Origin of the sequence: Amycolatopsis keratiniphila subsp. keratiniphila, from assembly GCF_001620365.2 — a bacterium.
In the GTDB taxonomy this organism is placed as follows: domain Bacteria; phylum Actinomycetota; class Actinomycetes; order Mycobacteriales; family Pseudonocardiaceae; genus Amycolatopsis; species Amycolatopsis keratiniphila.
The window spans coordinates 160,607-185,099 of record NZ_LQMT02000022.1 but is presented as its reverse complement, the minus strand read 5'-3'; the positions used below and the strand labels follow the sequence as shown (position 1 = coordinate 185,099).

The window sequence follows — 24,493 nt, the reverse complement described above, 5'->3', positions numbered from 1 at the left end:
CGAGGGCACGATCAAAGAACAGGCGCCGGGGAGAGCCGTCCGGTTAGCCTGACCTGGTGCACACACCCGACCTCGACCGCCTGGACGTCGCCATCCTCGCCTGCCTGCAGTCCGACGCCCGCACGATCGCCGAGCACATCGGTGCGAAGGTGGGCCTGTCGGCGGCGGCCGTGCAGCGGCGGATCAAGCGGCTGCGCGAGACCGGGGTGATCGAACGCGAGGTGGCGGTGCTGTCACCGCGGGCGCTCGGGCTGTCGATGACCTTCGTGGTGATGGTCGAGATGGAACGGGAGAACCTCGCGGTGCTCGACGGGTTCCGCCGCCAGGTGCTCGCGGACGACAACGTCCAGCAGTGCTACTACGTCACCGGCAACGCCGACTTCGTGCTCGTGGTGACCTGCCGGGACATGGCGGATTTCGAGACGTTCACGCGGCGGATGTTCTTCGACAACCCGAACGTGCGGCACTTCACGACGTCGGTGGCGATGGACCGGGTCAAGACCGGGCTGTCCCTGCCGCTGGAGCCTTGAGGGTCCAAAAAGGACTCCCTGACCTCGTCACCACGGGTATCGGTCCGGACGCAAGGGGTCTGTGCCCGGCGTTACACCACTATGGACATATGCAGCCGATAGCGTGAACGTCGCGACAGTCGCGTCATCCGGCCCGTGCCCGGCCATCTCCTCCCCGAGACGAAAAGTTCGCGCCGCGCGAACCACGAGAGCACTGAGGAGTGGCCGTGCACACCGACGCAATTCACCAGAGCCAGTTCGTTCTGCTGAACAACAGCAGCACGCCCGTTCTCTCCCGCCTGTCCTTCCACGCCGGCGAACCCTTCGCGGTCACCGTGTCGTTCCGGACCGAGCGCGGCCGGTGGGTCGAGTGGACCTTCGCGCGTGAGCTGCTCGTCACCGGCCTCACCGACCCCGCCGGGCTCGGCGACGTCCGCGTCCGCCCCGACCTCTCCGAGGACGAGGCGATGCTGACGCTCGAAATCGAGTCACCCGACGGTTATGCGTCGTTCGAGCTGGAGCGCGAGGACGTCGAGACGTTCCTCGAGTCCACCTACGACCTGGTCCCGCTCGGGTCCGAGAGCGAGCACTTCGACGTCGAAGCGCTGATCGAGGAGATCAGCAACGTCTGAAAACTTTCCCGCGGCACGAAAACGAAGGGCGGCCCGAGTGCGCTGGAGGCACTCGGTCCGCCCTTCGTCCTGTGTTCAGCCGAGGACCAGCGAGGTCCCGGTCGCGGACAACGCCGGCCGCACCGGGAAGAAGTAGGTCACCGAGCTGTTGCCGCCGGAGAGCATGCCCTGCGCCTGGTTGCCGGCGATGAACGAGCCGCCCGAGTCGCCCGCCTGCGAGCGGACGTTGGTGGCGGTCATGCCGTAGACCGTGCCTTCGGCGTAGCGGACGGTCTGGTTCTTGGCGCCGACGGTGCCGCAGGTCCAGCCGGTGGTCGAACCCGACTTGCAGACCGAAGCGCCGGTGGCGGCCACGGTCGAGCCGCTCACCCGGGTGCCGTTGTTGATGATGCCGCGCGGCACCCAGTTGCTGTTCACCCGGACGTGTCCGTAGTCGTTGGTCGGGAAGCTGACCCGGGCGAACGAGCCCATCGCGACCCGGTTGGAGCCGGTCACCGTGCCCGGGCCGCAGTGCCCGGCGGTGAGGAAGCCACCGTTGACCGAGAAACCGATCGAGCACCGCGAAGAGCTGTTGATGTAGTAGGCGTCACCACCGCGGACGTCGTACTTCAGGGTCGGCACCGAAGTGGTCTCGACCACCGCGACGGCGGCCTTGTCCACCTTGGCCTTCTCCAGGTACGAGTCGACGACGCCGCTCTTGCCCGGCAGGACGTTCACCGTCACCCGGTTGGTCTTGGTGTCCACACCCCAGCCGGTGATCGCGCCGTCCGCCGCGCGCTCACTCGCGTTCAGTCTGTCCACAGTGGAATCGAGCTGGGCGGCCGAGAAGCGGACCAGTTCGGCTTCCGCGCCACTGGCGAGGACCTGGCCGAGTTTCGCCGCGTCCGTGACGCCGACGCGGAGCTTGCCGGTGGCCTCGTTGTAGCTCGCGCCGCCGAAGCTGCCGCCGAGCGCGGAGGCGAGTGCCTGTTCGAGCGTGCCGGCGGCGGTCTCGCTCTGGATCCGGGCGAGCGCCTGATCGGCGGTCAGGCCGAGGTCCCGTTGCAGGGCGGGGACCATCTCGGCGTTGAGCAGAGTGTTCGAGGTCGCTGCCGCGGGGGTACCCGTGACGAGCGCGCCGGTGGCCAATGCTGCCGTGGCGGCCACACCGAGGAGCTTCGTGATCTTCATGCTTCTCCCTCGTCATCACGCACGGCTCCGGTTCGCCATGCGATAGCCCTCCCCTGACGGGTGAGGGTTGTGGACTCCGACGAAGGCCGCAATCCGGGTCGGCGCGGGATAGGTATACCCATTCTTCGGGACCCGAATCCCCTGCTCCACGGGCGGCCACTTAGAGCAGGCACCCGGACGGACACGTCCGTAAGTAGGGTTTCGAGCGAATACCTTGCGTAGTCGTTTCCACCCCCTGAACGTGGGATGAATCGCCGAATCGGGTTTGTGGCCGATGTTTCGGGTGCCTGGTGATTTTCCAACCGACGATCCGTCAGCCAACCGGTGACGCTGCGTCCTCGAACGGCCTCAGGGGGTGCCCGGGGTGTCCGTGTTGGGTGGTTTACGACCCGGTAGGCAGTGCTTAGGCTCCGCAGGACAACGCACAAGATCGTGTCGGGCTCAGCGGGAACTCCACACCGAGGAGCGCATGATGTGGCTTGCCACCCCTCGCCCGACCTCGGTTTCGGTCCGCGCCGGATCGACGGCATTAGTGGGCCGCGACGTCGAGGTCTCGGCGATCGTGAAGATCCTGCTGCGCCGTCCCGCCGCCGTGCTGATCGAAGGCGAACCCGGGATGGGCCGCAGCAGGCTGCTCGAAGAGCTGGCCGGACGTCGCGAGTTCGCGTCCGCCCGGGTGCTTTCGGGCGTCTGCCAGCCGATGCGCGAGCCGTTCCCGTTCGGGCCGGTGCTCGAAGCGCTGCGCTCGGCGGGCGACCGGCCGCTCGGGCCGCTCAGCCCGGTCGCCGGGGTGCTGAGACCCTTGCTGCCCGAACTGGCCGAAAGCCTTCCGCCCCAACCGGAACCGCTCGCCGACCCGTGCGCCGAACGTCACCGTCAGTTCCGCGCCGTCCGCGAACTCCTGATCGCTTGCGGGCCCACCCTCGTCCTGATCGACGACCTCCAGTGGGCCGACGAAGGCACCCGTGACCTCTTGCGTTTCCTCGCCGCCGCGATGCCCGCCGAGCTGGCCGTCGTCGCGGCCTACCGGACCGGTTCGCCCTCCGGGCACGGTGCCGTCATCCCGTTCCGGACCCCGCCGAACGTCCAGACCGCCCGCGTGACGCTGGGCCCGCTCGACCTCGACGCCGTCGGGAAGCTCGCGGAGGAACTGCTGGACCTGCCGAGGGTTTCCGCGCAGTTCACCGCGAAGCTGCACGAAAGCACCGCCGGGATCCCGTTCGTGGTCGAGGAGACCCTGCGGGCGCTGCGGGACGCGGCGGGGCGGCTGCCGATCGGCGAAGTGCTGGGCGACCGCCTGCTGGAAAGCCTCGAAGTCCCGATCTCCCTGCGTGAGGCCATCACCGAACGGCTCGACGCGCTGCCCGAACCCGCCATCCGGCTCGCCCGCGCGGCGGCGGTGCTCGCCGTCCCCTCCGAACCGGCGGTGATCGGCGAGCTCGCCTGCCTCGACGGCGACGCCCTCCGCACCGCCCTCTTGTCCACTTTGGATGGCGGAGTGCTCGGCGAACTCGGCGGCGACCGCTACGGCTTCCGTCATCCCTTGGCCCGCAAGGCCGTCTACGACACGATCAGCGGTCCGGAGCGGACTCTGCTGCATTCGCGCGCCATCAAGGTGCTCGCCGAGCAGCCCGCCCCGCCGCTGACCCTCCTGGCGAACCATTCGCGCGCGGCGGGACGAACCGGGCAATGGCGCCACTACGCCGAAGCAGCCGCCGACGAGGCCATCGCCCACGGCGACACCTCGCGCGCCATCGACCTCCTCCAGTCCGTGCTGGCCGAGGCCGGGCTCGGTGAGGACGACATCGCCCGGCTGGCCACGAAGCTCAGCCAGGTCGCGCTGCGCGGGTTCCGCCCGGACGTCATCGAGACACTGGAGCGGATCCTCGAAGACCTCACCGACCTGCGCCCGAGCGTGCGCGGGACGATCCGGCTCAGCCTCGGGATGCTGCTGGTCCGCACGATCGGACGGCTCGGCCGCGGCCGGGTCGAGGTGGAGAAGGCGATCACCGAGCTGGTCGACGAGCCGGAGCTGGCCGCGCGCGGGATCAACCTGCTCGCCCAGCCGATCGACGGGCTGACCCCGCTTTCCTGGCACGAGGTCTGGATGGACCGGGCCCGCGAGGTCTTCGACCGGATCGAAGACCCGGAACTGCGGCTCGCGCTGCTCGGCGACCGGATCTCCACCCAGGCGCATATCGGCGACGGCTCGGCCTGGACCGAGTTCACCGAACTGGCCGACCAGGGTGGCGGGGTGGCCGAACGGGTCCAGCTGGCCCGGCTGTGGTGCAACCTCGCCGACGCGCAGTCCTGGGCCGGGCATCTGACCAGGGCGGAAAAGCTGGTCACGGAAGGGATCCGCCGCGCGACCGACGCCGGCGCGCTCTACGCCGCCGGCCTCGCGCAGGGCACCAGGGTCCGGCTCGACTGGGTGCGCGGCGACTGGTCCGGGCTCGCGGAGGCCACCGAACAGCTCCGCGACGGCTATCCCGATCTGGGCCCGATCGTCATGGAATGCTCGCTCGTCCTCGGTGGGCTGGCCGCCGTGCGCGGGGAATTCGCCGCCGCGCAACGACATCTGGCCGCGGCGAGCGTGCACGCCCCGGAACACGGGCCCATCCCGGTGGTCCTTTCGGCGGCGGGTGTCCTGATCCGGGTGCTCCTCGCGACGGACGACGTCGACGGGGCGTGCGCGGCGGCCGACAACGCCGTCGCGGCGGCCCGGCGCAAGGGTGTCTGGGTGTGGGCGGCGGCGCTGGTCCCCGCCGCGGCCGAGGCCTACACGCGGGCCGGGCGCTGGTCGGAGGCGGACGCCGTGGTCGAGGAGTTCGCCCGCGGCGTCGACGGCAAGGATTCGCCGGTCTCCCGGGTCGCGCTGCTCGCCGGCCGGGCGATCCTGCTCGACGCGCGCGGCAAACATCCCGCCGCGGCAACGGTTTTCGACGAAGCCGCGGCCGGTTACGAAGCCCTGCCGATGCCCTATCAGGCCATCGGGGCCAGCGAGCGGGCGGCGCTGTGCCGTCTGACCGCCGGACGGCTCGACGCCGGCCGTCTCACCGCGGGTGACCGCAAGGCGATCGAGGAGCTCGCGGCGGCCGCGGAGGCCTACGAGCGGCTCGGCGCGACCAGGGACGCCGGCCGCTGCCGCCACCTGCTGCGGGAACACGGCGCGTGGGCGCCTTCGCAGCGCGGGCGGCGTGGCTACGGCCAGGAGCTTTCGCCCCGCGAACTCGAGGTCGCGCGCATGCTTTCCGACGGACGGACGAATCGCGAGATCGCGGACGGATTGTTCCTTTCGCCGCGTACGGTCGAACAGCACGTGGCCAAGGTCCTGCGGAAACTCGGCGCCCGTTCGCGGACCGACGTGGCCCGCCGGATGACGACGTACGCCCCCGCGGCGGCCGGCCGGTAGCTACGGCCTCCAGGGTGCTGGCTCTCCGCCTGAGGTACATGAAGGCCCCCTTCATGTACCTAGGCGCAAGGAAGGGGGCCTTCATGTACCTGGGCAAGCTTCTTCGGCTGAGCCTAGGGAGGGGCCTTCACCGACAGAACCTGTCCGAAGAAGTCCCTTGTGGACAGTCGCGAGCGTCGTGACGAGCCCCCGGGGATGTCGCGAAAGCCACTTTCGGGACATCAGACGTCGCGAAAGCGGCTTTCGCGACACTCCGGACCACGCCGGCCCACACCCGCCGGAAGGCCGGCAGGCAACGTGCCGGTGAACGGCCGTTATTCCTTTAGGGGCAAGAAAAGTGCCCGATCGGGCACGGTGATCCATTCCATCGTGTTCAGCCGTGTACGTATGGTTCCGTAGGTTCATGCGCTGTGCTAGTTTGTTTTGGCCATTAACAAAGTCGGGGCCCGCCCCCGTGAGGGAGTAGCGCAGAAGCATGGCTGAGCGAGCCGATTTCGCGCTGGGGACGGTCGAGGCGACGGTGGTCGGGCGGGCGCTTGGCGTCGACGCCCGCTTGTTTCCGTTGCGCGTCCAGAACACTTCGATCGACCCGGAGCGCTACGCCGCGATCGTCCGGAAGGTCTACACCGATCTCGAACAGCGCCGCCTGTCGATCAACGGCGAGCTGAACCCGGCCGTCCGCACCGCGTTCGAGCTGCTCGGGAACCACCGGATCACCGTTTCGATCAACGGTATCGACGGCATCGGCCAGGACATCGCCGTCCTCGCCCTCACCGACGGCAGGCAGGCGCTCGGCATCACGCAGGCCCACGGCGAAGACCTCCTGCAGTTCGCGCTCTTCGACGACGAGGAGCTGGTCGAGGTCCTCTCCGGGGTACTGCCGCGGATGCGCCCCGCGTCGACCGGCCGCCGCACGCTCGTGCAGAAGGAGGAGCGGGCCGTCTCCGCGATGGCCGCGCGCCGCCAGGCCGAAGCCGAGTTCGACGAGGAAGAGACCGACGCGTTCGGCAACCTCCAGTTCACCGGCGTCGTCCGCGCCCGGCCTGAAGCACCGGCTCCGCGCAACGACGAGAGCGACGTCGAGGTCTTGGAGAAGGTGCTGTCCGGGCCCCGGCTCGGCGGCGGATACATCATCGTGAGCGGGATCGGCCGCCGCGGCGAACGGCTCCGGTCGACGCCGTTGAGCTGGCTCGACACCGAAGACGGCCGGTACCTGATCCGGACCGAGACCGACGAGGCCTCCGGCGCCGTGATCGGGCACTACGACCCGGCGAGTCAGTCGGGCGTGGCGAATTCGATCCGGAACGCCATCGCGGACATCTACTGACCCTTCCTGAATCCGGCGAGAGGACCCTCCGTTGACCGAGGAAGCACAAGAACTGCAGCCGTTGATGGCGGCGCGCAAGGTGGCGTTCGCGAGTGCGCGGCTGAAGGAGATGGCCAAGCAGGGCGGCTTCGCCGTCGACGAGACCACCGGCCAGGAGATGATCCGTTCACTCCAGGGTGTGATCGACAGCCTCGAAGAGCGCTGGAGCGCGCTGACCAAGCTGCAGAAGTCGCCGCCGATGAGCTCCACCGCGACCGCCCGCTGGGTGTCCGAGCACATGCACGGCACCGCGACGGACGCGCAAGGTCTGCTCACCCAGCTCCAGGCCGCCCGCGCCGAGTTCCCCACCTACATCGAGGCGATCGAACTCGCCCAGCGGAACTACCGGGAACGCGACGCGGAGAACCAGCGCGACCTGAAGCGGATCGACACCGAGATCTGAAGGAGAGACCCGTGACCGAATCCGAGGAGAAGACGGCGAAGGTCTCCGACCCGAACTCGCCCGATTACGACAAGCTCGACCCGAACTACGACCCCACGGCCGACTCGTCGTCCGACTACTACGTCGGACCGCTGGCGGACGAGGCCGCCTCCGGCGACGAGATCCGGGCCGGGGCCTCGGCCGGGACGGACCTTCTCTTCGACATCCTCGGCTGGGGTGACAAGGCGCTCAACGGCTTCAAGGACATCTTCACGCAGAAGATGTACGAGGGGCAGCTGGAGAAGGCGCGCGAGGGTCTCGACAAGAACCTGGACATCCGCAAACCCGGCGAGCCGCCGTCCACGATCTGGGCGAACGCCACCCACGAACAGATGCAGTCGGCGATCGCGGACAACGCGGATCCGGCCGCGGTGGCCGAGACCTCCGAGGAGTGGATCCGGGCGGGCAACGATCTGGCCTCGCATCAGCGCAACCTGGCGAAGGCGATCAGCGCGAGCACGGCCAACTGGGAGGGCGAGGGCGGCGACGCGGCCCGCGAGCACCTCGCCGGTGTCGGCAAATGGCTCGGCTCGACCGCGAACGGCGCGACGCTGGCCGGGCGGCAGCAGCAGATCCACTCGCAGACGCTCAACGAGACGCAGAAGCAGATGGCGGCGAACCCGCCGGTGGCGTTCAACGTGCAGGAGGCCAACGCCAACCTGCAGAAGATCACCGACCCGTACGTGTACATGGCACAGCTCGGGAAGGACCTCTCCACCTTCAAGAAGCAGCAGGACGCGCGGGACCAGGCCGCGAAGGTGATGACCGACTTCGACACCACGGTCGGCTCGGCGATCGCCACCCCGGCGTTCCCCGCCCCGCCGAAGCTGGCGACGGCGACCAGGCAGCTGCAGGGCAGCCCCGCCGGTGGTGGCGCGGGTTCGCCCGCCGGCACGCTTCGCGACCGGATGTCGCCCGAAGGCGCCGACGGCACCCCGTTCAGCGCGACCACGGACCGGACGCGCCCGGACGGCCTCGTCGCTTCGATGGACGGGACGCCGCAGGGTGGGACCAGTGGGCCCGGCGGGGTGTCGCCGTTCAGCTCGCCCAACGGCGGGCCGGGCGGTGGCCCCGGTGGTGGTCCGGGCGGCGGTCCCGGCGGCTTCCCCGGTGGCGGTGGTCCCGGTAGTGGTGGCCCCGGCTCCAGCCCGGCCATGCCCAACATCAACATCCCGAACGGACCGACCGGCGGCGAGACGTACAAGCCCGCCGCGTCGTCGGGTCCCCACCTCCCGAACATGCCCAAGATCGACGAGGGCACGCGCACCACGGGCTACACGCCTCCGTCCGTTACGCCGCCGTCGTTCACCCCGCCGAACATCCCCATCCCGGAGAGCGGCGGACCGCGGCCCGGCGGCGGTCTTCCGTTCACGCCCCCGAACATCCCCATCCCGAACGGACCCAGCGGGCCCAACAGCGGCGGGCCGAGGCCGGTCATGCCGAACATCCCGCCGATCCCGCGTCCCGGTGGCATCGGCGAGCGGCTCACCGGCCCCTCGTTCCCGGACGGCAACTCGTACAAGGGCACGCCGTACAACCCGCCCAAGCTCGGTGGCATGCCGAACATCCCCGGCGGTGGCGGAACCGGCGGGACCAGCGGCTTCGGCGGCGGTACCGGTGCCGGTGGCGCGGGCGGTGCGGGCGGCGGCGGTCTCGGCGGTGCCGGACGGGCGTCCGGCTCGCTCGGCATGGGCGGCGCCGTCGGCGCGGGCGCGATGGACGCCGAAGCGGCCGCGGCCCGGGCGGCGGGTTCCGGCGGCAAGCCGGGTACGCCCGGCGGCATGGGCCCGATGGGCGGGATGGCTCCCGGTGCAGGCAAGGGGCAGGGCCAGGAGGACAAGGAGCACAAGGTCGCCGACTACGTCGAATCCGACGACCCGTCCTTCTTCGCCGCCGACGAGGTCGTGGCGCCGCCGGTGATCGGCGACTGGAAGAACAAGGACTGGAAGTGACGGCTTCGTTCGAGGTCGATCCGGACGACCTGACCGCGCACGCGAGCCATCTCGACGGGCTCGTGGACCGGCTGAACACCGCGCATTCCGCGACCGGTTCGGCGATGTCGGCGGACGCGTACGGCCTGCTGTGCGCGTTCCTGCCGCCGATCGTCAACCCGGCGGGCGAACGCGCGGCGGAGACGATCAAGGCGGCCTCGGAAGGGATCCAGGCGACCGCCGACAACGTCCGCACCGCGGCCAAGTCCTATGTGGACGGTGACAAGACCAACGCGGAACCGTTCAAAGCGGACTTCGCCGCCTTGGACATCGGAGGAAAGAAATGACCGGCGCGAACGAGCTCGGCGAGCTCATGCTGGACCCGGACGAGGCTCAGCGCAAAATGGATCGTTGGGCCGCGGGGCTGGAAGAGAAGGCCCAGCGGTACGCCGCCGCCCAGGAGCGGACCGAGCAGCTCCGGCTGTCCGCGTCCAGCGCCGACGGCGCCGTGAAGATCACCGTCGGCGCGGACGGCGGCGTGACGGACATCGAGTTCGGGAACAAGGCCAGGACGTACCCGCTGGAGGAACTGTCGCGGGCGATCCTGAAGACCATGCACCAGGCGCAGGCCGGGATCGCGGGCCAGGTCGCCGAGGTCATGCAGGAATCGCTCGGCGACGAGGACCAGGAGACCAGGGCGCTGATGATCGGCACCCTGCGCAGCCGCTTCCCCGAGATCGAGGAGGAAGAGCCGCCGTCTCCGCCGCCCGCTCCCCCGGCGTCGTCCGCCGACACGCCGCCTGCGCCTCGCGAGAAGCGTCACGAAGCGCCGGACGACGAGGAGAACTCGCCCTGGTGAGCTCCTCGTCCCCTGAAACACGAGGAAGGTCGTCGTGGGTAACCCGCTTGTCGCCGAGGTAAAGGATTCGACGAAGGCGTACACCGGCTCGTCACTGCTGGAGTCGGCGTTCGATCTGAAATCGGCCATCGAAAGCGGCGACTGGGCCTCGGTGGCGCTGGGCGCCGTCGGGACCGCGCTCGACGCGCTGTCGATGGCGATGGACCCCTTCGGCGCGATCCTCGCGAACGGCGTCGGCTGGCTGATGGAACACGTCGGCCCGCTCAAGGAGGCGCTCGACGCGCTCACCGGCAACGCCGACGAGATCGCGGCGAACGCCGAGACCTGGATGAACATCGCGACCGAACTCGGTGACGTCGGCGCGGATCTCGCCGGGATGGTCTCCGCCGACCTGCAGAGCTGGACCGGGAACTCGGCCGACGCCTACCGTGCCCAGGCCAAGGACACGGTCACCCTGCTGGAGTCGGCCAAGGCGGGTTGCGAGGGCGCTTCCAGCGGCGTGAAGACGGCGGGCGAGGTCGTCGCCGCCGTCCGCGCGCTGGTGCGCGACATCATCGCCGAGCTGATCGGGCATCTGATCAGCTGGGCGCTCCAGGTGCTGTTCACCCTCGGGATCGGGCTGACCTGGGTGGTCCCGCAGGTGGTCAACGCGGTCGCGAAGACCGCGAGCAAGATCGCGAACCTGACGAAGAAGACCGTCAAGGCGCTCCAGGCGCTGATGCCGCTGCTGAAGCGAGCGGACGACCTGTTCGACAGCGCGGCCAAGGCGCTGAAGAAGCTCCAGCCGGGCAAGGGCGCGCCCGCGCCGAAGCCGAACAAGCTGGACGAAGGCACGACACCCAAGAGCAGCCCCGACGGCGGGGGTACTTCACCGTCCGGCGCGGGGCCCGGCAAGACCGATCCGCCGCCGGTGAAGTCGGATCCGCCTCCGCCGCCGAAGAACGAGACCCCGGAGGGATCGACCACGCCGTCCGGCTCGCCGCCACCGCCGCCCAAGGACCGCGGCGCCCCGAAACCCGAGGCGAACAACCGGATCAAGGACAACAACACCGATCCCGGGAACGGCGTGCCGCCCAAGGACCGCGGCGGCTGCGGCGACCCGATCGACGTCGCGACCGGCTCGATGATGCTGACGCAGGACGACGTCGTGTTCGCCGGCGTCCTCCCGCTGACCGTTTCGCGGACGCACCTCTCGTCGTACCGCCTCGGCCGGTTCTTCGGCACGTCGTGGGCGTCCACTGTGGACCAGCGGATCGAGGTCGAGGACGACGGACTGCACCTCGCCCTCGCCGACGGGACACTTCTGTCCTACCCCGTCCCGGTTTCCGGCCCCGTCCTCCCGGAATTCGGGCAGCGGCTTCCCCTGTCCAAAGTGGACGACGGCTACGCGGTGACCACTCCCGACGGGATGCTGCTCTTCTCCGGTCCCGGGGATTCCCTTCCCCTGCGCGCGATCGTGGACGGCGACGGTCACCGGATCTCCGTGCACTACGACGACAGCGGCGTCCCGCGCGAGCTGGAGCATTCAGCGGGCTACCGCCTGCTCGTCGAGTCGAGGGATGGACTCATCACCGCCCTCCGGCTGCCCGGCGCGGAATCCGCGCTGCGCAGCTACCGGTACGACGAGCGGCGCCGCCTGGTCGAGATCACCGACGTCGCCGGGCAGCCCCTGCGGTTCACCTATGACGCCGAAGGCCGGATCGTGCGCTGGGAGGACGTCAACGGGCGCTGGTACGGGTACGGCTTCGACTCCGCGGGCCGCGTCGTGCGGGCGCAGGGCACCGGCGGCTTCCTCGACGTCGACATCGAGTACGACCGGGAAAACCTGGTCACCTCGGTCACGAACTCGCTCGGGCACGTCACCCGCTATCAGCTCGACGAACTGCACCGGATCGTCGCGGAGACCGATCCGCTGGGCAACACCACACGGTACGAGATCGACCGCTTCGGCAAACTGCTCAGCCGCACCGACGCCTTGGGCCGCACCACGCGGTGGGAAATGGACGACGACGGGAACGTCGTCACCGTGCTGCAGCCCGACGGCGGCCGCGCGCTCGCCGAGTACTCCGCGCCCGGCCGCTGGACCAGCCGGACCGGGCCGGACGGCGCCGTCTGGCGCCGCGAGTACGACGAACGCGGGAAGCTCGTGCGGGCCACGGATCCGACCGGCGCCACCACCACCTACGGCTACGACGACGCGGGCAACGTCGCGGTCGTGACCGACGCGCTCGGCGCGGTCACCCTGATCGAGTCGAACGCGGCGGGCCTGCCGGTCGCGGTCACGGACCCGCTCGGCGCGGTCACCCGGTACACCTACGACGAGTTCGGGCAGACCACCTCGGTCACCGATCCGCTCGGCGGTGTCACCCGGACGAAATGGGACGGCTTCGGCGAGATCTCCGAGCAGATCGACCCGGACGGCTCCGTGTGGCGCTGGAATCGCACCACGGCGGGTTCGGCCGACGAAGCCGTGGACGCCCGCGGGAACGCGGTGCGCACCGAGTACTCGCAATTCGACCTGCCCACCGCCGAAATCGGCCCGGACGGCGATCGACTGTCCTATGTGTACGACACCGAGCTGCGGCTGGTGTCGGTCACCAACGAACACGGTCTCGTCTGGCGCTACGACCACGACCCGGCCGGGAATCTGATCGCCGAGACCGATTTCAACGGCCGCATCACCCGCTACGGCTACGACGCCGCCGGGCAACTGGTGTCGCGCACCAACGGTCTCGGCGAGACGGTCGTCATCGAACGCGACGCGCTGGGCCGCGTCGTCGGGCGCCGGGCGGGCGACGACGTCGCGACGTTCACCTACGACGGCGCCGACCGGATGACCTCGGCCCGCAACGCGCATTCCGAAGTCACCATCGCCTACGACGCGCTGGGCCGCATCGTCTCGGAAGCGCTCAACGGCCGCGCCGTCCGCTCGGAGTACGACGCCATCGGCCGTCGCGTCGCGCGGCGCACACCGTCGGGCGCCGAGTCGTTCTTCGCCTACGACGCGGCGAGCCGCCCCGTCGCGCTGCGAACGGCCGGGCGCACCTTGCGGTTCGAGTACGACCCGGCGGGCCGGGAGGTGTCGCGCCGGCTGGAAGGCACGCCGGTCGAACTGCGCCAAGGCTGGGACGCCGCCGACCGGCTGACCTCACAGACCGTGTCGACCGGCCGGGGTGTCGTCCAGCACCGCGAGTACGGCTACCTGCGGGACGGCCTCGTCTCGTCGATCTCGGATTCGCTGTCCGGGCCGCGGTCGCTGCACGTCGACCGGGCGGGCCGCGTGGTCGACGTCCAGGGTCAGGGCTGGCGGGAGAGCTACGGTTACAACCTCGCGGGCGCGCTCACGCAGGCGGGCTGGCCGGGCGCGGATCCGGCCGTCGGACCGCGGCGCTACCAGGGCACCCTGATGACCGGCGCCGGATCGACGTCGTACCTGCACGACACCGAAGGCCGCACGATCGCGCGGCGGGAACCCGGCCGAGCCTGGACCTACCAGTGGAACTCCGACGACCGCCTCACCGGCGTCGTCACCCCGGACGGCGAACGCTGGCTCTACCACTACGACGCGCTCGGACGGCGGATCGCCAAGCAGCACCTCGACGTCCACGGCCGGATCCTCGAGCAGATCGACTTCATCTGGGACGGCTCGAACCTCGCCGAAGAGATCCGCGGTGGCACCGCCGTGGTCTGGGACCTGGAACCGGGCACGGAACGGCCGATCACGCAGATCGAACGGATCCCCGGACAGGACGCCCGGTTCCACGCCATCGTCACCGATCTCGTCGGCTCGCCGAGCGAACTGCTCGACGAGTCGGGCGAGGTCGCCTGGCATCTGCACACCTCGTTGTGGGGCAAGGTGCTTTCGCCGCCGGGGCGGGCGTACACGCCGTTGCGCTTCCCCGGCCAGTACCACGACCCGGAAACCGGGCTGCACTACAACTTCAAGCGCTACTACGACCCGGCGACCGGGCGGTACCTCTCGCACGACCCGCTCGGCCTCGAACCGGCGTCGGACTCGCTGGCCTACGTCGGCAACCCGACGGACCTGATCGACCCGCTCGGCCTGGCGCCGACGAAACCCAAGACGGGCACCTGCGGCAAAGGGACCCGCGGGGGCGGCGGCAAGACGAAATCGCCGGGCAACCGGGTCACCAAGCCGAAACCGACGCCTGGTCCGAAGAAGCCGCGGCGCCCACCGCAGAGCTACCTCGACGGCACGCACGGCGCGAAGAAGCGTGAGCAGAACCGGCTCACGGAGAAGTACGACAACGAACTCAAGGCCGACGGCCGGGAGAAGGTCTCCGGGGATTCCCACGAGTCCGAGCACCCGGTCCCTTACGAGGCGATCGGCCGTGGCAGTGGCGGCGCACGGGGTTCGAGTCACGAGCAAAAGGACCTGGAGAACCACGCTTGGGCGTATCAGGAGGCCAAACCCGCGCACTCGTCGCATATCGGTACCGGTAACAAGGGCGACCAGGACCTGACCGAAGGTTCGGCGAAGCCGAGCGGCTTCAAGAACAGTCAGGACTACCGCGACTCCGAGCGCAACGCGCTGGAAGGCGGCGACGCGAACACCGCGATCCAGCTCAACCAGCTCGACTACGCGTTCCGGGACGGGTTCAAGAACACCGACGGCACCCTCGACGGCAAGATCGCGGACGACTCGTACCACAAGATGATCGACGACGCGCACGCCAGCGGTAAGGGCCTCACCTACTCGACCGGGCCCGGGACGACCGCGACCACGCCGCCGCTGTCCAGCCACGACGTCAAGGAACTGCACATGACCCGGGACACCATCCGGGACGGTGACTGGCCCGAGGAGATGAAGCGGCAGAACCGCGAGACCTACGAGCAGGAAGTCGATCGGATCCACGGCAACTACCCGGAGCCGAGCGCGGCCGACCGGGCGAAGTACCAGACCGGCGAGGGCGGCTGGGGCGACCTGGACTACGGCAAGAAGGACCCGGACGCGATGGACGTCGACTGACGCATTTCGGGTCGTCAGGCCGCGGCGAGGGCGACGACACGGTTCCGCCCGCTGTTCTTCGCCTGGTAGAGCGCGGAGTCGGCGACGTGCAGGAGCCGTTCCAGCACGGTCCCACCCGACGGGTACACCGCGGCACCGATCGACACCGAAAGCCCTCGCACGACCCGAGGCCCCGAAGCGGTCGCGACCTCGACCTCGATCGCCATCACCGCCCGGCGGACCCGCTCGGCCACGGGGAGCACCTCGGTCTCCGTCGCGCCGGGAAGCAGCACGACGAACTCCTCGCCACCGAAGCGGCCGACGGAGTCGTAGTCGCGTACGTGCTCGGAGATCGTCTTCGCGACGACCTTGAGCACGACGTCGCCCGCGAGATGCCCGTAGACGTCGTTGACCTGCTTGAAATGGTCGAGGTCGAGCATCAGCACGCCGAGTTTGCTCTTCGCCCGCGCGGCCGACGAGAGCTCCCGTTCACTCAGCGCGTGCCACGCGTGCGCGTTCAGGACGCCGGTCTTGCCGTCGATGTTCGCCGCGATCTCCAGCTGCCGCACCAGCACGCTGCGGTGCAGCACCAGCACCGGGAGCAGCACGAACGGGACGAGCGCAGGCGCGTGCACGATGCCCAGCGCGGTCGAGGTCCCGAGCACCAGGGTGGTGACTTCCAGCAGGTTGTCGTCGCCGGTGCCGAACAGCGCCCGCGGGGATCTGGCCCCGGTGTGCAGGTAGACCGAAAGCGCCACGATGAACGCGTTGGCCACGGTGAACACGGCCGCCGCCTCGACGATCTTCAGCGAGCCGGCGAACCCGACGGGCAGCCCGTTCCAGCCGGCGACGATGGCCCCCGCGGCCAGGCAGGAGATCACGATCGCCGCCGCGCAGTACACGACGCGGTAGGCCGGACGGTGACTCATCCCCCGCCACACCCGGAACCAAAGATGCAGGTAGATGAGCAGACCGAGGGCGAGCGCGAGCCCGGACGGCAGGACGAGCACCCCCGCGAACGTCCACACCGAAGTCATGTTGATATGCGGCCGGTCGCACAGTGTGCGCCGCAACCGTTCCACCGAACGCGAAAGCTCGGCCTGCAGCACAGCGAGGCCGAGCAGTGATCCAAATCGGACGAATTCCGTAGTCTCGTAGTTCGATCGGACCAAGGCGATTACGGCGACTGCCGCCGCGAGGCCTTCCACCACAAGAAAAACCGCGGGAACACCGCGTGGTCCGGACCATAATTCCCAGCGTCGGACCCTGGCTCTCAGACGTGTACCGGCCCCTTCTCCGGCGAGTTCCGCATCCCCCATAATCATCGTCACCGGTCCCCCTTCCGTACACATTTCAATGTATCCGAGGTAGTACTGAGGGTGGCTCGAGTCAATTCCGGAACACACAGATGGAGCAGTGGGAGGGAGGACCATCATGAACGGTCGCGAGGACTGATCCCACCAATTCAGCCGGTTCGGCTCCCGGCCGGGAGCCAGACATCGGGGCCGGTGGCGATGGCGCGTTTCCATGCCATCGCCATCGGTCCCGCCGAGACGACGGCCACCGTCGCGGCCACCCCGACGGCCACGAACGGACCGGTCAGCTGGGCGAGACCGCCCGCGAGCATGATCCCGATTCCTTGCACGGTCACCAAACTCGTCGAGGTCAGGCCCATCACCTGCGCCCGGACGCCGTCGGGCACCGCGCGGGCCATCAACGCGACGGCCTGCAGGTGGTACGGCGCCGCGAAGGCCCCGCTGAGCCCGATCAGCACGAGACAGACGGGCAATGACGGGCGAAAGAAGACAAAGACCAAAGGAACGACGGATGCGATGGCGAGAATGCCGACGATTCGCGTTTTCCGTCGCGCCGGAACCCATTTCGTGAAGATCCACGAGCCTATTACCGAACCGATCGGATCGGCCGCGAGAATAAGACCGACCGCGAAACTGCCCGCCCCGAGCCCGACGGCGAGCGGCGCCGCGAGCCCCTCCGGCGCGATGGCGAACCCGGCGAGCATCTTCAACCCGAAGAGCACCCGGATTCCCTTGCCCTGCCACAGTTCCCTGGCACCTTCGCCACTGAAAGCCCGCGCCACACGGCTTTTCACCGAAGATTCCGTGGCGGCTGGCCCTCGGCGGCGCACCCCGGCGGAGACGAGCAGTGCCGAGACCACAAAGGTCACCGCGTCGATCACCAGCCCCCAGTAGGGCGTCACGAGCCCGATCACCAGTCCGCCACCGCCGAATCCGGCCAGCTGTGCCGTTTGGATGGTGATCGTCCGGACGGCGAGCCCGGCGACGTACCGGTCGCCTTCGAGGACGTCCGGGAGCAACGCGAGCTGCGCCGCCCGGAACGGGCCGCCCGCCATCGTCAGGATCACCAGCAGCCCGGCCAGCACCGGCAGCGGCGTCCCCGGCACGGCCATCAGCGCCGCGATCGCCGCGCGCAGCAGGTCGCAGACGATCATCACCGTCCGTCGCGAATACCGGTCCGCCAAACCGGCGAACAGGGTGCCGCCGATCAGCGTCGGCAGATACGTCAGGCCGTAGGTGAGCCCGGTCAGCCCGGCCGACGCCGTTCTCTCCCAGACCAGCACCGACAACGCGACCCTGGCCAGCTGGTCACCGGCCTGCGAAAGCGCCTCCGCCGCCCACAACGCACGGAACTCGCCGACCGCGAAAGCGGCCTTGAACGCGGTGCCCCGAGCGGAATCCCCCTTCTCCATGAGCCCCTCCCCTTGGCTCACGGTAGTCGATCACTTCCGCTGTGTCAGCGGCCATCCGGCCCACGCCGACCGTCAGTGTCCACTGTGGACCGACAGTTTCGCGTGCTCCACCGCGGCCAGCGCGAAGGCCCGCACGATCGGATGCGGCCGGGTTCCGTCGCCGGCGAGTTCCGGCTGGAACAGCGTCGCCAGGAAGAACGGATGCTCCGGCAGTTCCGCGATCCGCGCGTCGCCGTCGCCGTCGAATCCACTGAAGACCACCCCGTTCGCCGCCAAGGTGTCCAGGTGCCGGGCGTCGAGACCGTACGAACAGTGATACCGCTCAACGGAACGTGCCACCCCGAGCACCCGAGCCGCCAGGGTGTCCGGAGTGATGTGGACGGCGCCTTCGTGGCCGACGAGCGAGCACGCGAGCGGGACGATCAACCGCTCTTCCGCGTCCGGCGCGTTCTCCGCGTGCCCGATTCCGCCGAGACCACAGACGTGCCGCGCGAATTCCAGCAGCGCGTGCTGGAAGCCGGCGCAGGTGCCGAGGAACGGGATGCCGTTCTCGCGGGCGGCGCGCACGGTCTCCACCGCACCGGATTCGGACCGGTAGGGGCTGCCGGGCACCAGCCAGACGGCGTCGAAACCGGTGAGGTCCCCGGCGGCGTCGGTCGGGATCCAGTAGGCGTCGAGTTCGAGGCCGTCGCGTTCGGCGAGCCGTTCGAAGAGCATCGGGATGCGGACGTGGGAGCGGACGCCGTCCGAGCGGTCGCCGACCACGGCGACCCGGGCTGTCTGTGTCATGCGGTCATCCTGACCCGCGAACCGAGTTCAGCGCCAACGATGATCCCTGCTGTGTCCATAAGCGATACTGATGCTCATGGAGACCCATCTGCTCCGCACCTTCGTGGCGGTGGCCCGCGGCGGCTCGTTCTCGCGGGCGGCTCACGACCTCGGCTACACGCAATCCGCGATCTCCCAGCACATCGCCGCACTCGAACAGGACCTCGGCACCGCGCTGCTCACCCGGCGGCCCGTCGCCCCGACACCGGCCGGGGAACGTCTCCTCGAACACGCCGGTCCGCTGCTGACCCGGCTCGACGCCGCCCGCGCGGACCTCGCCCGGCTCACCGCGGCGCCCACCGGCCGGGTCGTCCTCGGGCTCACCCCGCTGTCGCTCACCGCCGAAGTCGCCGCCGCCGCGCGCCGCGGCACGGAACTACGCGTCTTGAGCCGCGACGACGTCCTGCCGGAGGTCGCGACCGGCTCGCTCGACCTGGGTCTCGTCGACGGCATGACCGCGCCGAGCGATCCGCTCCCGCTGCCGGACGTCGGCCCGCTCACCACCACCGTCGTCGGCGAACGCCCGCTCGCGGTCGCGGTGCCCGACGGGCATCCGATGGCGGGGCGCGCGGTCCGGCTCGCCGAACTCGCCGACGCGGGCTGGATCGACGCGCCGGACACGGCGATTCCCTTGGAACGCTTGAGAAAGTTCGCCTCGACCGACGGATTCCGCGGCAGGCTCCGCTACACCGGCACCGACGTCCGCGGTCTGCTCGGCCTGGTCGCCGCCGGTCAGGGTCTGGCGCTGCTCCCGGCGGACGTCATCACCGGTGTGAGCGCGCTTTCCCTGTCCTCGCCACGGGTGGTGCACCGCACCGAACTCGTGCACGGGGATCCCGGCGAGGGTTCGGCGCTGGCCGCCGCACTGACGGGTCAGCGGCCGTAGCTGTAGCTCACCATTCCCTGCGCCATCTGCATCGCCAGTGAACTCGCCACGACGGGGTCCATCATGCTCCGGATGTCCTGCGTGGGCTTCTCGCGCGAGCCGAGGTCGGAGCGCGGCTGCTCCGGCGGCCTGGTCTCGGCGGGCGGCAGGGCGACGACCCGTTCCTTGACGGGCTTCTTCTTCGTCGCGGGCGCTTGCTGCTTCACGGTGACCGGGACATAGACGGTGACCGGGGCGGCCTGCGGCGCGGGCGGCTGCGCGACCGGCGGCGCGGCCTGCTGGGTCGCCACGGCGGGCAATGGCTGCTCGGGCAAGGCGGTGTCGTCGACCGGCTGGAAGGTGAAGGTGCCGGCGAACCAGCCGATCGCGAGCAGCGCCACCCCCGCCCCGCCGACCAGCCAGGACCTGGCGCGGCGATGGATGACGACGGCCTTGGGGCGGAGATCCTTGTCCACCACCGGTTCGCAGACCGGCGGCCGCACCGGCATCGGCTCGGGCTCGGGTTCGTTCTCCGGGCTGCGCCGCCGTTTCGGCAGGCTCGCCGCGATGATCCCGGTCCGGTCCAGCAACTCCGCCGTCTCGACGGAGAGCGCGGCATCGGTCGGCGTACGGCGCTGGGCGGCGCGCGGCATGGGGACCTCCGGAAGGGGAATCACGAACTTGAGCATTGTGGTGCATTTCCGACGCCGCCGTAAGTAACGCACCCCGATCGAGTTATCCCGAGCCGTCCGGACCACGGAGGGTTACTCCGTTCAGTGGCTTCCGCTTTCTCAGAGATTCCGCATTCCCAAGCGCCCCAACAGCGCGAGCGGCCGCTGGTAAAAGGAGCCGAGCACACGGGGAATCGCGTCGATGGCGTACGCGTCCGGACCGATCAGGATCCGCGCCGTCCCCCGTTCGATACCGCGGACGATGGTCTGCGCGGCCTTCTCCGGCGTCGTCCTCGCGATCTTTTCGAATCCCTCGGCGGCTTTGTCGATGTCCCGCTCGGCGCCGCCCCGCGCGTCACGGGCGATATTCGTCTTGATGCCACCGGGATGCACGCAGCTGACCTTGACCGGATGCCGGGCGATCAGCATTTCCTGCCGCAGCGCCTCGGTGAACCCCCGCACCGCGAATTTCGCGGCGTTGTAAGCGCTCTGTGTAGGCACGCCGATGAAGCCGAACACACTCGAAAGGTTGACGATGTGCCCGTCACCCGAAGCGATGACCTGGGGCAGAAACGCTTTCGTGCCGTTGACCACGCCGCCGAGATTGATCCCCATCAGCCAGTCGTAGTCGTCCCAGGTCATTTCCTCGACCGTGGCGCCGAGCGCGACCCCGGCGTTGTTCACCACGACGTTGGCCCCGCCGAAATCGACGGCGACCTCCTCGGCATGTGCGAGGACGGCGTCACGGTCGGCGACGTCGAGCTCGTACGCCTTCGCGGTCGCGCCGGCCTTCTCGCACTCCGCGACGGTGCCCGCCGCGCGGACGGCGTCGACGTCGGAAAGCGCCAGCCTGGCACCCCGCCCCGCCAGCTCGATCGCGAGCGCCTTGCCGATCCCCGAGCCCGCGCCCGTGATCACCACGACCTTGTCCGTGAACGACTTCATACCCGCTCCCAACCCGCTCGACTGTTACCGGAGGTAACACATACTACGGCTGTGAGCTTGCTGTGCGTTGATCGATTCCGGCTGTCTTCGCACCCCGCTTATGGTGATCTGTAACCGGACAGCCGTGGACGAGCGAAAGGAAGACGATGCGCCGCGCCCTGTTGCTCGTGCTCTGTGTCGTTCTGTCCGGTTGCTCCGCCGCGTCGGATCCCGCCGCGACCGAAGACGCCGTCCCCGCCGCGACGGTGGCGGCCACCCCCGAGGCACCGCGGACCAATCCCGCGATCGGCGCGCTCTTCCTGGACGGAACGCATTTCTGCACGGCCAGCGTCGTCCACAGCGCGCCCGGTGACCTCCTGCTCACGGCGGCGCACTGCCTGCACGACGGCGAAGGCGGCGAGTACGCGACGGGGATCACGTTCGCGCCCGGCTATCACGACGGTGTCGCGCCGTACGGGTACTGGGAGGTCTCGGATCCGCAGGTTCCCGACGGCTGGGCCGAGTCGTCCGATCCGGACCTGGACGTCGGGTTCGCGACCGCCCGTCAGGCGGGCACCACGAAGACCCTCGAAAGCGTCACGGGCGCCAACACCCTGCTGACCGGCGGCGGATTCGCCCACTCGATCACCCTGACCGGGTATCCCGACGAACGGGAGGCGCCGGTCGTCTGCCACGGCACCAGCGCCCAGGCCGACACCTATCAGATGCGCGTCGCGTGCCCCGGCTTCACCACTGGCACCAGCGGCGGCCCGTGGGTGGTCGACCCGGACCCGAAGACCGAGCTCGGCACCGTCGTCGGCGTGATCGGCGGCTACCTCTACGGCGGGGACGATCCGGACACGTCCTACAGCAGCTACTTCGACACCGACGTCGCCACCTTGTACCGGAAGATGGACGCACGGGGATGATCTCCCCATGAGCATCCACGACGTCCCGATCACCGGTGAACCGATCCGCCTCGGCCAGTTCCTCAAACTGGCCAACCTGGCCGAAGACGGATCGCACGCCAAAGACCTCCTCGACGCCGAAGAGGTCACGGTCAACGGCGAGGTGGAGGTCCGGCGCGGCCGTCAGCTGACGAACGGCGACGTCGTGGAAGTCGGCGGCGAAGGCGGCCGCGTCGTCCTGGGCTAGCGGCCCTGCAACGGCTCGCCTCACGCGTGATCTGCCGGACGACACCTGTGCTCAGACGGACGACACACCTGTGACCGGGTTCCGTCGCCGTGTCGTCCGTCTGATCACGTGTGTCGTCCCCCTGATCACGCGTGTCGTCCGTCTGATCACGTGTGGCTAGCGGCCCTGCAGCGGCGCCAGGCGCAACGCCTTCGCGAGTTCTTCGAGCTCCCGGTGCACCGGCTCGTTCAGCGGGACACCCAGTGCCTGGCACTGTTCGAGGTACTGCGCCTCGCGCCAGCCCGGATAGCGGACCGGGGTGCCGCCCTCCCAGCCGAGCAGGCTGCCGAACAACGCGCTCGCGGCCTTGTAGAACCCGTCGGCGCTGCGCAGCGTCGTCGGCGCGATGGCCATCACCATCAGCCCGGTGTCGTGGTCGTGGTCGCCGACCCCCGACAGCACCCCGGCGAAGATCTCCACCAGCAGGGCGAAACCGGCGATCGCGGCGCTGTCGACCTCCGCCAGCGTGTCCAGGTCGAGCACGAATTCGGGGTACGCGCCGGCGGGGGCGGCCATGCCGAGCGGGTTCGCGGCCGTCCCGCGCTCCCCGCCCGCCGCCATGACGAGCCCGATCATGGTGTGCGGCAACGCCCTCGCGGCATGGTGCCCGGCCCGGCCGAACGGCCCGACGCCGCGCACCGACATGAGCCCGACGCCGTACCGGCCCGCCCGGGACACCGCCCGGTCCATCGCGTCGCCGACGGCCCACAGGCCCGGCGCGCGACGGTAGTCGATCAGGGCCGCGGCGCCGCGGTCGGCGATCATCAGCGGTTCGGCCCTCGGCCGCACCATCCCGTTGGCCAGCATCGGCAGATGCAGGCGGGTCAGTTCGGCGACACCGGACTCCGGCGTTCCGGTGAGATCGCCGTGGCACAACGCCTCGGCGGCCATCCTGGCCCGCGACCACGGCAGGTCGTGCGCGGTGAAGATCTCGGTGACCAGGTCGATCAGGGCGTCGATCGGGACGCGCTGCCAGACCTGTTCAGGTATCGGGGAGGGTTCGGCCGGTTCGGGGATCGGCTCGACGGGCGCACGACGGAGAGAGCGAGGTCTGAGGGGCACTCCGCCGAGGGTGCCCAAACGCGTTTTTCGGCGTCAACGAACCAGGGCAGCTTCTAACCGACTGTGTGATCGGAGCGCTCGGAAACGTCGGTGGGCGGACGTACGATCGGGGCATGTGCCGCAACATCACCACGCTACGAGGCCTGGAACCGGCGGCGACGCCGGACGAGATCGAGGCCGCCGCCCGCCAGTACGTCCGCAAGGTGTCCGGAGTGCAGAGCCTTTCCGACGCCACCCGCGAGCCGTTCGAGGCCGCCGTCGCCGAGATCACCGAGATCACCCGGCGTGTGCTGGCCGAGCTGCCCCCGCGCCGTCAGCCGCCGACGACGGTGCCGCCGCTGCGCCGTCCCGAAGTCCAGGCACGAATCGCGGCGAAGGCCGCGAAGAGCCAGGCATCCTGAGCGTCGCCGGTTACGGTTAGCGGGTGACATACCCGCAAGACCCCTACGGTCAGCAGCAGCCCTACGGTCAGCAACCTCCGTACGGGCAGCCGTACCAGCAACCGGGTTACGGATACGGCCCGGCGATGCCACCGCAGGAACAAGGTCTCGCGATCGCGGCGCTGGTCGTGTCGATCGCGAGCCTCGTCGCGTGCAGCGGGCTGCCGTCGATCGCCGGCGTCATCATGGGGCATATCGCGCATTCCAAGGCCAAACGCGGGGAAGCGGGCGGCCAGGGGATGGCGCTCGCGGCGATCATCATCGGCTATCTCGGCGTGGCCATCATCCTGCTGCTCTTGGCGGGTTTCATCTTCGTGGGCATCCTGACCGACTGGGACTTCGACTAGATCCGAAACCTCCCGGCAAAGCCCCGTCGGATACCCTCGACAGCGGTAGCGTGTCCGAGCGGCCGAAGGAACATGTCTTGAAAACATGCGAGGGCTCTGTCCTCCGTGGGTTCGAATCCCACCGCTACCGCCAGTCTTGAAAAC

At 69.6% G+C, this 24,493-nt stretch carries 21 protein-coding genes and 1 tRNA gene; 15 read left to right on the top strand and 7 right to left on the bottom strand.

All coding sequences use genetic code 11. From position 1 onward, the window contains the following. Positions 1-56: 56 nt before the first annotated feature. Both AVR91_RS23340 and AVR91_RS23335 read left to right on the top strand, forming a co-directional pair. Positions 57-530 (top strand): Lrp/AsnC family transcriptional regulator, encoded by a 474-nt coding sequence (locus AVR91_RS23340; protein ID WP_016330737.1) that lies wholly within the window; start codon positions 57-59, stop codon positions 528-530. A 206-nt stretch (positions 531-736) separates the two neighbouring features. Further along, the gene (locus tag AVR91_RS23335; RefSeq protein WP_016330736.1) at positions 737-1,141 is read left to right on the top strand and encodes an SsgA family sporulation/cell division regulator; all 405 of its coding nucleotides are present in this window, start codon (positions 737-739) and stop codon (positions 1,139-1,141) included. Between the two features lie 75 nt (positions 1,142-1,216). On the opposite strand, the gene AVR91_RS23330 is transcribed toward AVR91_RS23335, so the two are convergent. Next, positions 1,217-2,311, bottom strand: coding sequence for a S1 family peptidase (locus AVR91_RS23330; RefSeq protein WP_063277282.1), 1,095 nt, complete (start codon positions 2,309-2,311; stop codon positions 1,217-1,219). A 472-nt stretch (positions 2,312-2,783) separates the two neighbouring features. Here AVR91_RS23330 and AVR91_RS23325 point away from each other — a divergent pair, with 472 nt between their 5' ends. The 7 genes from AVR91_RS23325 (at position 2,784) to AVR91_RS23295 (ending at position 15,311) form a co-directional block, all read left to right on the top strand. Then, the gene (locus AVR91_RS23325) at positions 2,784-5,723 is read left to right on the top strand and encodes an ATP-binding protein (RefSeq protein ID WP_063277341.1); all 2,940 of its coding nucleotides are present in this window, start codon (positions 2,784-2,786) and stop codon (positions 5,721-5,723) included. 475 nt (positions 5,724-6,198) lie between these two features. After that, positions 6,199-7,050 carry an ESX secretion-associated protein EspG gene (locus AVR91_RS23320; protein WP_063277283.1) on the top strand — a complete coding sequence of 284 codons (852 nt, stop codon included), beginning with the start codon at positions 6,199-6,201 and terminating at the stop codon, positions 7,048-7,050. 31 nt (positions 7,051-7,081) lie between these two features. After that, positions 7,082-7,492, top strand: a complete 411-nt coding sequence (locus AVR91_RS23315) for a hypothetical protein (protein WP_063277284.1) — start codon at positions 7,082-7,084, stop codon at positions 7,490-7,492. Positions 7,493-7,503: 11 nt separating this feature from the next. Then, complete coding sequence (locus AVR91_RS23310; protein ID WP_063277285.1) at positions 7,504-9,483, top strand: WXG100 family type VII secretion target; 1,980 nt, start codon at positions 7,504-7,506, stop codon at positions 9,481-9,483. After that, the gene (locus AVR91_RS23305; protein ID WP_063277286.1) at positions 9,480-9,809 is read left to right on the top strand and encodes a type VII secretion target; all 330 of its coding nucleotides are present in this window, start codon (positions 9,480-9,482) and stop codon (positions 9,807-9,809) included. Before AVR91_RS23310 ends, AVR91_RS23305 begins: the two co-directional genes overlap by 4 nt. Then, on the top strand, positions 9,806-10,321 hold the full coding sequence (locus AVR91_RS23300; protein ID WP_063277287.1) for a YbaB/EbfC family nucleoid-associated protein: 516 nt from the start codon (positions 9,806-9,808) through the stop codon (positions 10,319-10,321). The genes AVR91_RS23305 and AVR91_RS23300 overlap by 4 nt, the downstream gene beginning before the upstream one ends. A gap of 34 nt (positions 10,322-10,355) precedes the next feature. After that, on the top strand, positions 10,356-15,311 hold the full coding sequence (locus AVR91_RS23295; RefSeq protein WP_063277288.1) for an RHS repeat-associated core domain-containing protein: 4,956 nt from the start codon (positions 10,356-10,358) through the stop codon (positions 15,309-15,311). Between the two features lie 14 nt (positions 15,312-15,325). Here the strand turns inward: AVR91_RS23295 and AVR91_RS23290 are convergent, their stop codons facing one another. From AVR91_RS23290 to AVR91_RS23280, 3 genes are all read right to left on the bottom strand, one after another. Then, positions 15,326-16,399 (bottom strand): GGDEF domain-containing protein, encoded by a 1,074-nt coding sequence (locus AVR91_RS23290; protein ID WP_394329965.1) that lies wholly within the window; start codon positions 16,397-16,399, stop codon positions 15,326-15,328. A gap of 356 nt (positions 16,400-16,755) precedes the next feature. Next, entirely contained in the window at positions 16,756-18,018 is a 1,263-nt protein-coding gene (locus tag AVR91_RS23285; RefSeq protein ID WP_063277290.1) for an MFS transporter, read from the bottom strand. Between the two features lie 72 nt (positions 18,019-18,090). Beyond that, positions 18,091-18,807: a CTP synthase C-terminal region-related (seleno)protein gene (locus tag AVR91_RS23280; protein ID WP_063277291.1), complete on the bottom strand. Its 717-nt coding sequence runs from the start codon at positions 18,805-18,807 to the stop codon at positions 18,091-18,093. A 76-nt stretch (positions 18,808-18,883) separates the two neighbouring features. Between AVR91_RS23280 and AVR91_RS23275 the strand changes: the two genes are divergently transcribed. Next, entirely contained in the window at positions 18,884-19,732 is an 849-nt protein-coding gene (locus tag AVR91_RS23275) for a LysR family transcriptional regulator (RefSeq protein WP_228709304.1), read from the top strand. Here AVR91_RS23275 and AVR91_RS23270 read toward each other — a convergent pair. Beyond that, complete coding sequence (locus AVR91_RS23270) at positions 19,720-20,400, bottom strand: hypothetical protein (RefSeq protein WP_063277293.1); 681 nt, start codon at positions 20,398-20,400, stop codon at positions 19,720-19,722. The genes AVR91_RS23275 and AVR91_RS23270 overlap by 13 nt on opposite strands. Positions 20,401-20,502: 102 nt before the next feature. Then, positions 20,503-21,327, bottom strand: a complete 825-nt coding sequence (locus tag AVR91_RS23265; RefSeq protein ID WP_037333367.1) for an SDR family NAD(P)-dependent oxidoreductase — start codon at positions 21,325-21,327, stop codon at positions 20,503-20,505. A 146-nt stretch (positions 21,328-21,473) separates the two neighbouring features. Between AVR91_RS23265 and AVR91_RS23260 the strand changes: the two genes are divergently transcribed. Both AVR91_RS23260 and AVR91_RS23255 read left to right on the top strand, forming a co-directional pair. Next, positions 21,474-22,235 (top strand): trypsin-like serine peptidase, encoded by a 762-nt coding sequence (locus AVR91_RS23260; RefSeq protein ID WP_063277294.1) that lies wholly within the window; start codon positions 21,474-21,476, stop codon positions 22,233-22,235. Positions 22,236-22,242: 7 nt separating this feature from the next. Further along, complete coding sequence (locus AVR91_RS23255; RefSeq protein ID WP_016330720.1) at positions 22,243-22,461, top strand: RNA-binding S4 domain-containing protein; 219 nt, start codon at positions 22,243-22,245, stop codon at positions 22,459-22,461. A 156-nt stretch (positions 22,462-22,617) separates the two neighbouring features. On the opposite strand, the gene AVR91_RS23250 is transcribed toward AVR91_RS23255, so the two are convergent. Further along, complete coding sequence (locus AVR91_RS23250) at positions 22,618-23,562, bottom strand: Ldh family oxidoreductase (protein WP_123798234.1); 945 nt, start codon at positions 23,560-23,562, stop codon at positions 22,618-22,620. Between the two features lie 113 nt (positions 23,563-23,675). Between AVR91_RS23250 and AVR91_RS23245 the strand changes: the two genes are divergently transcribed. The 3 genes from AVR91_RS23245 to AVR91_RS23235 all read left to right on the top strand — a co-directional run bounded on the left by AVR91_RS23245 (position 23,676) and on the right by AVR91_RS23235 (position 24,482). Next, the gene (locus AVR91_RS23245) at positions 23,676-23,963 is read left to right on the top strand and encodes a DUF2277 domain-containing protein (RefSeq protein WP_016330718.1); all 288 of its coding nucleotides are present in this window, start codon (positions 23,676-23,678) and stop codon (positions 23,961-23,963) included. Positions 23,964-23,986: 23 nt separating this feature from the next. Next, entirely contained in the window at positions 23,987-24,349 is a 363-nt protein-coding gene (locus AVR91_RS23240; RefSeq protein ID WP_043847845.1) for a DUF4190 domain-containing protein, read from the top strand. A 44-nt stretch (positions 24,350-24,393) separates the two neighbouring features. Further along, a tRNA-Ser gene (locus AVR91_RS23235) sits at positions 24,394-24,482 on the top strand. The last annotated feature ends 11 nt before the right edge of the window (positions 24,483-24,493 follow it).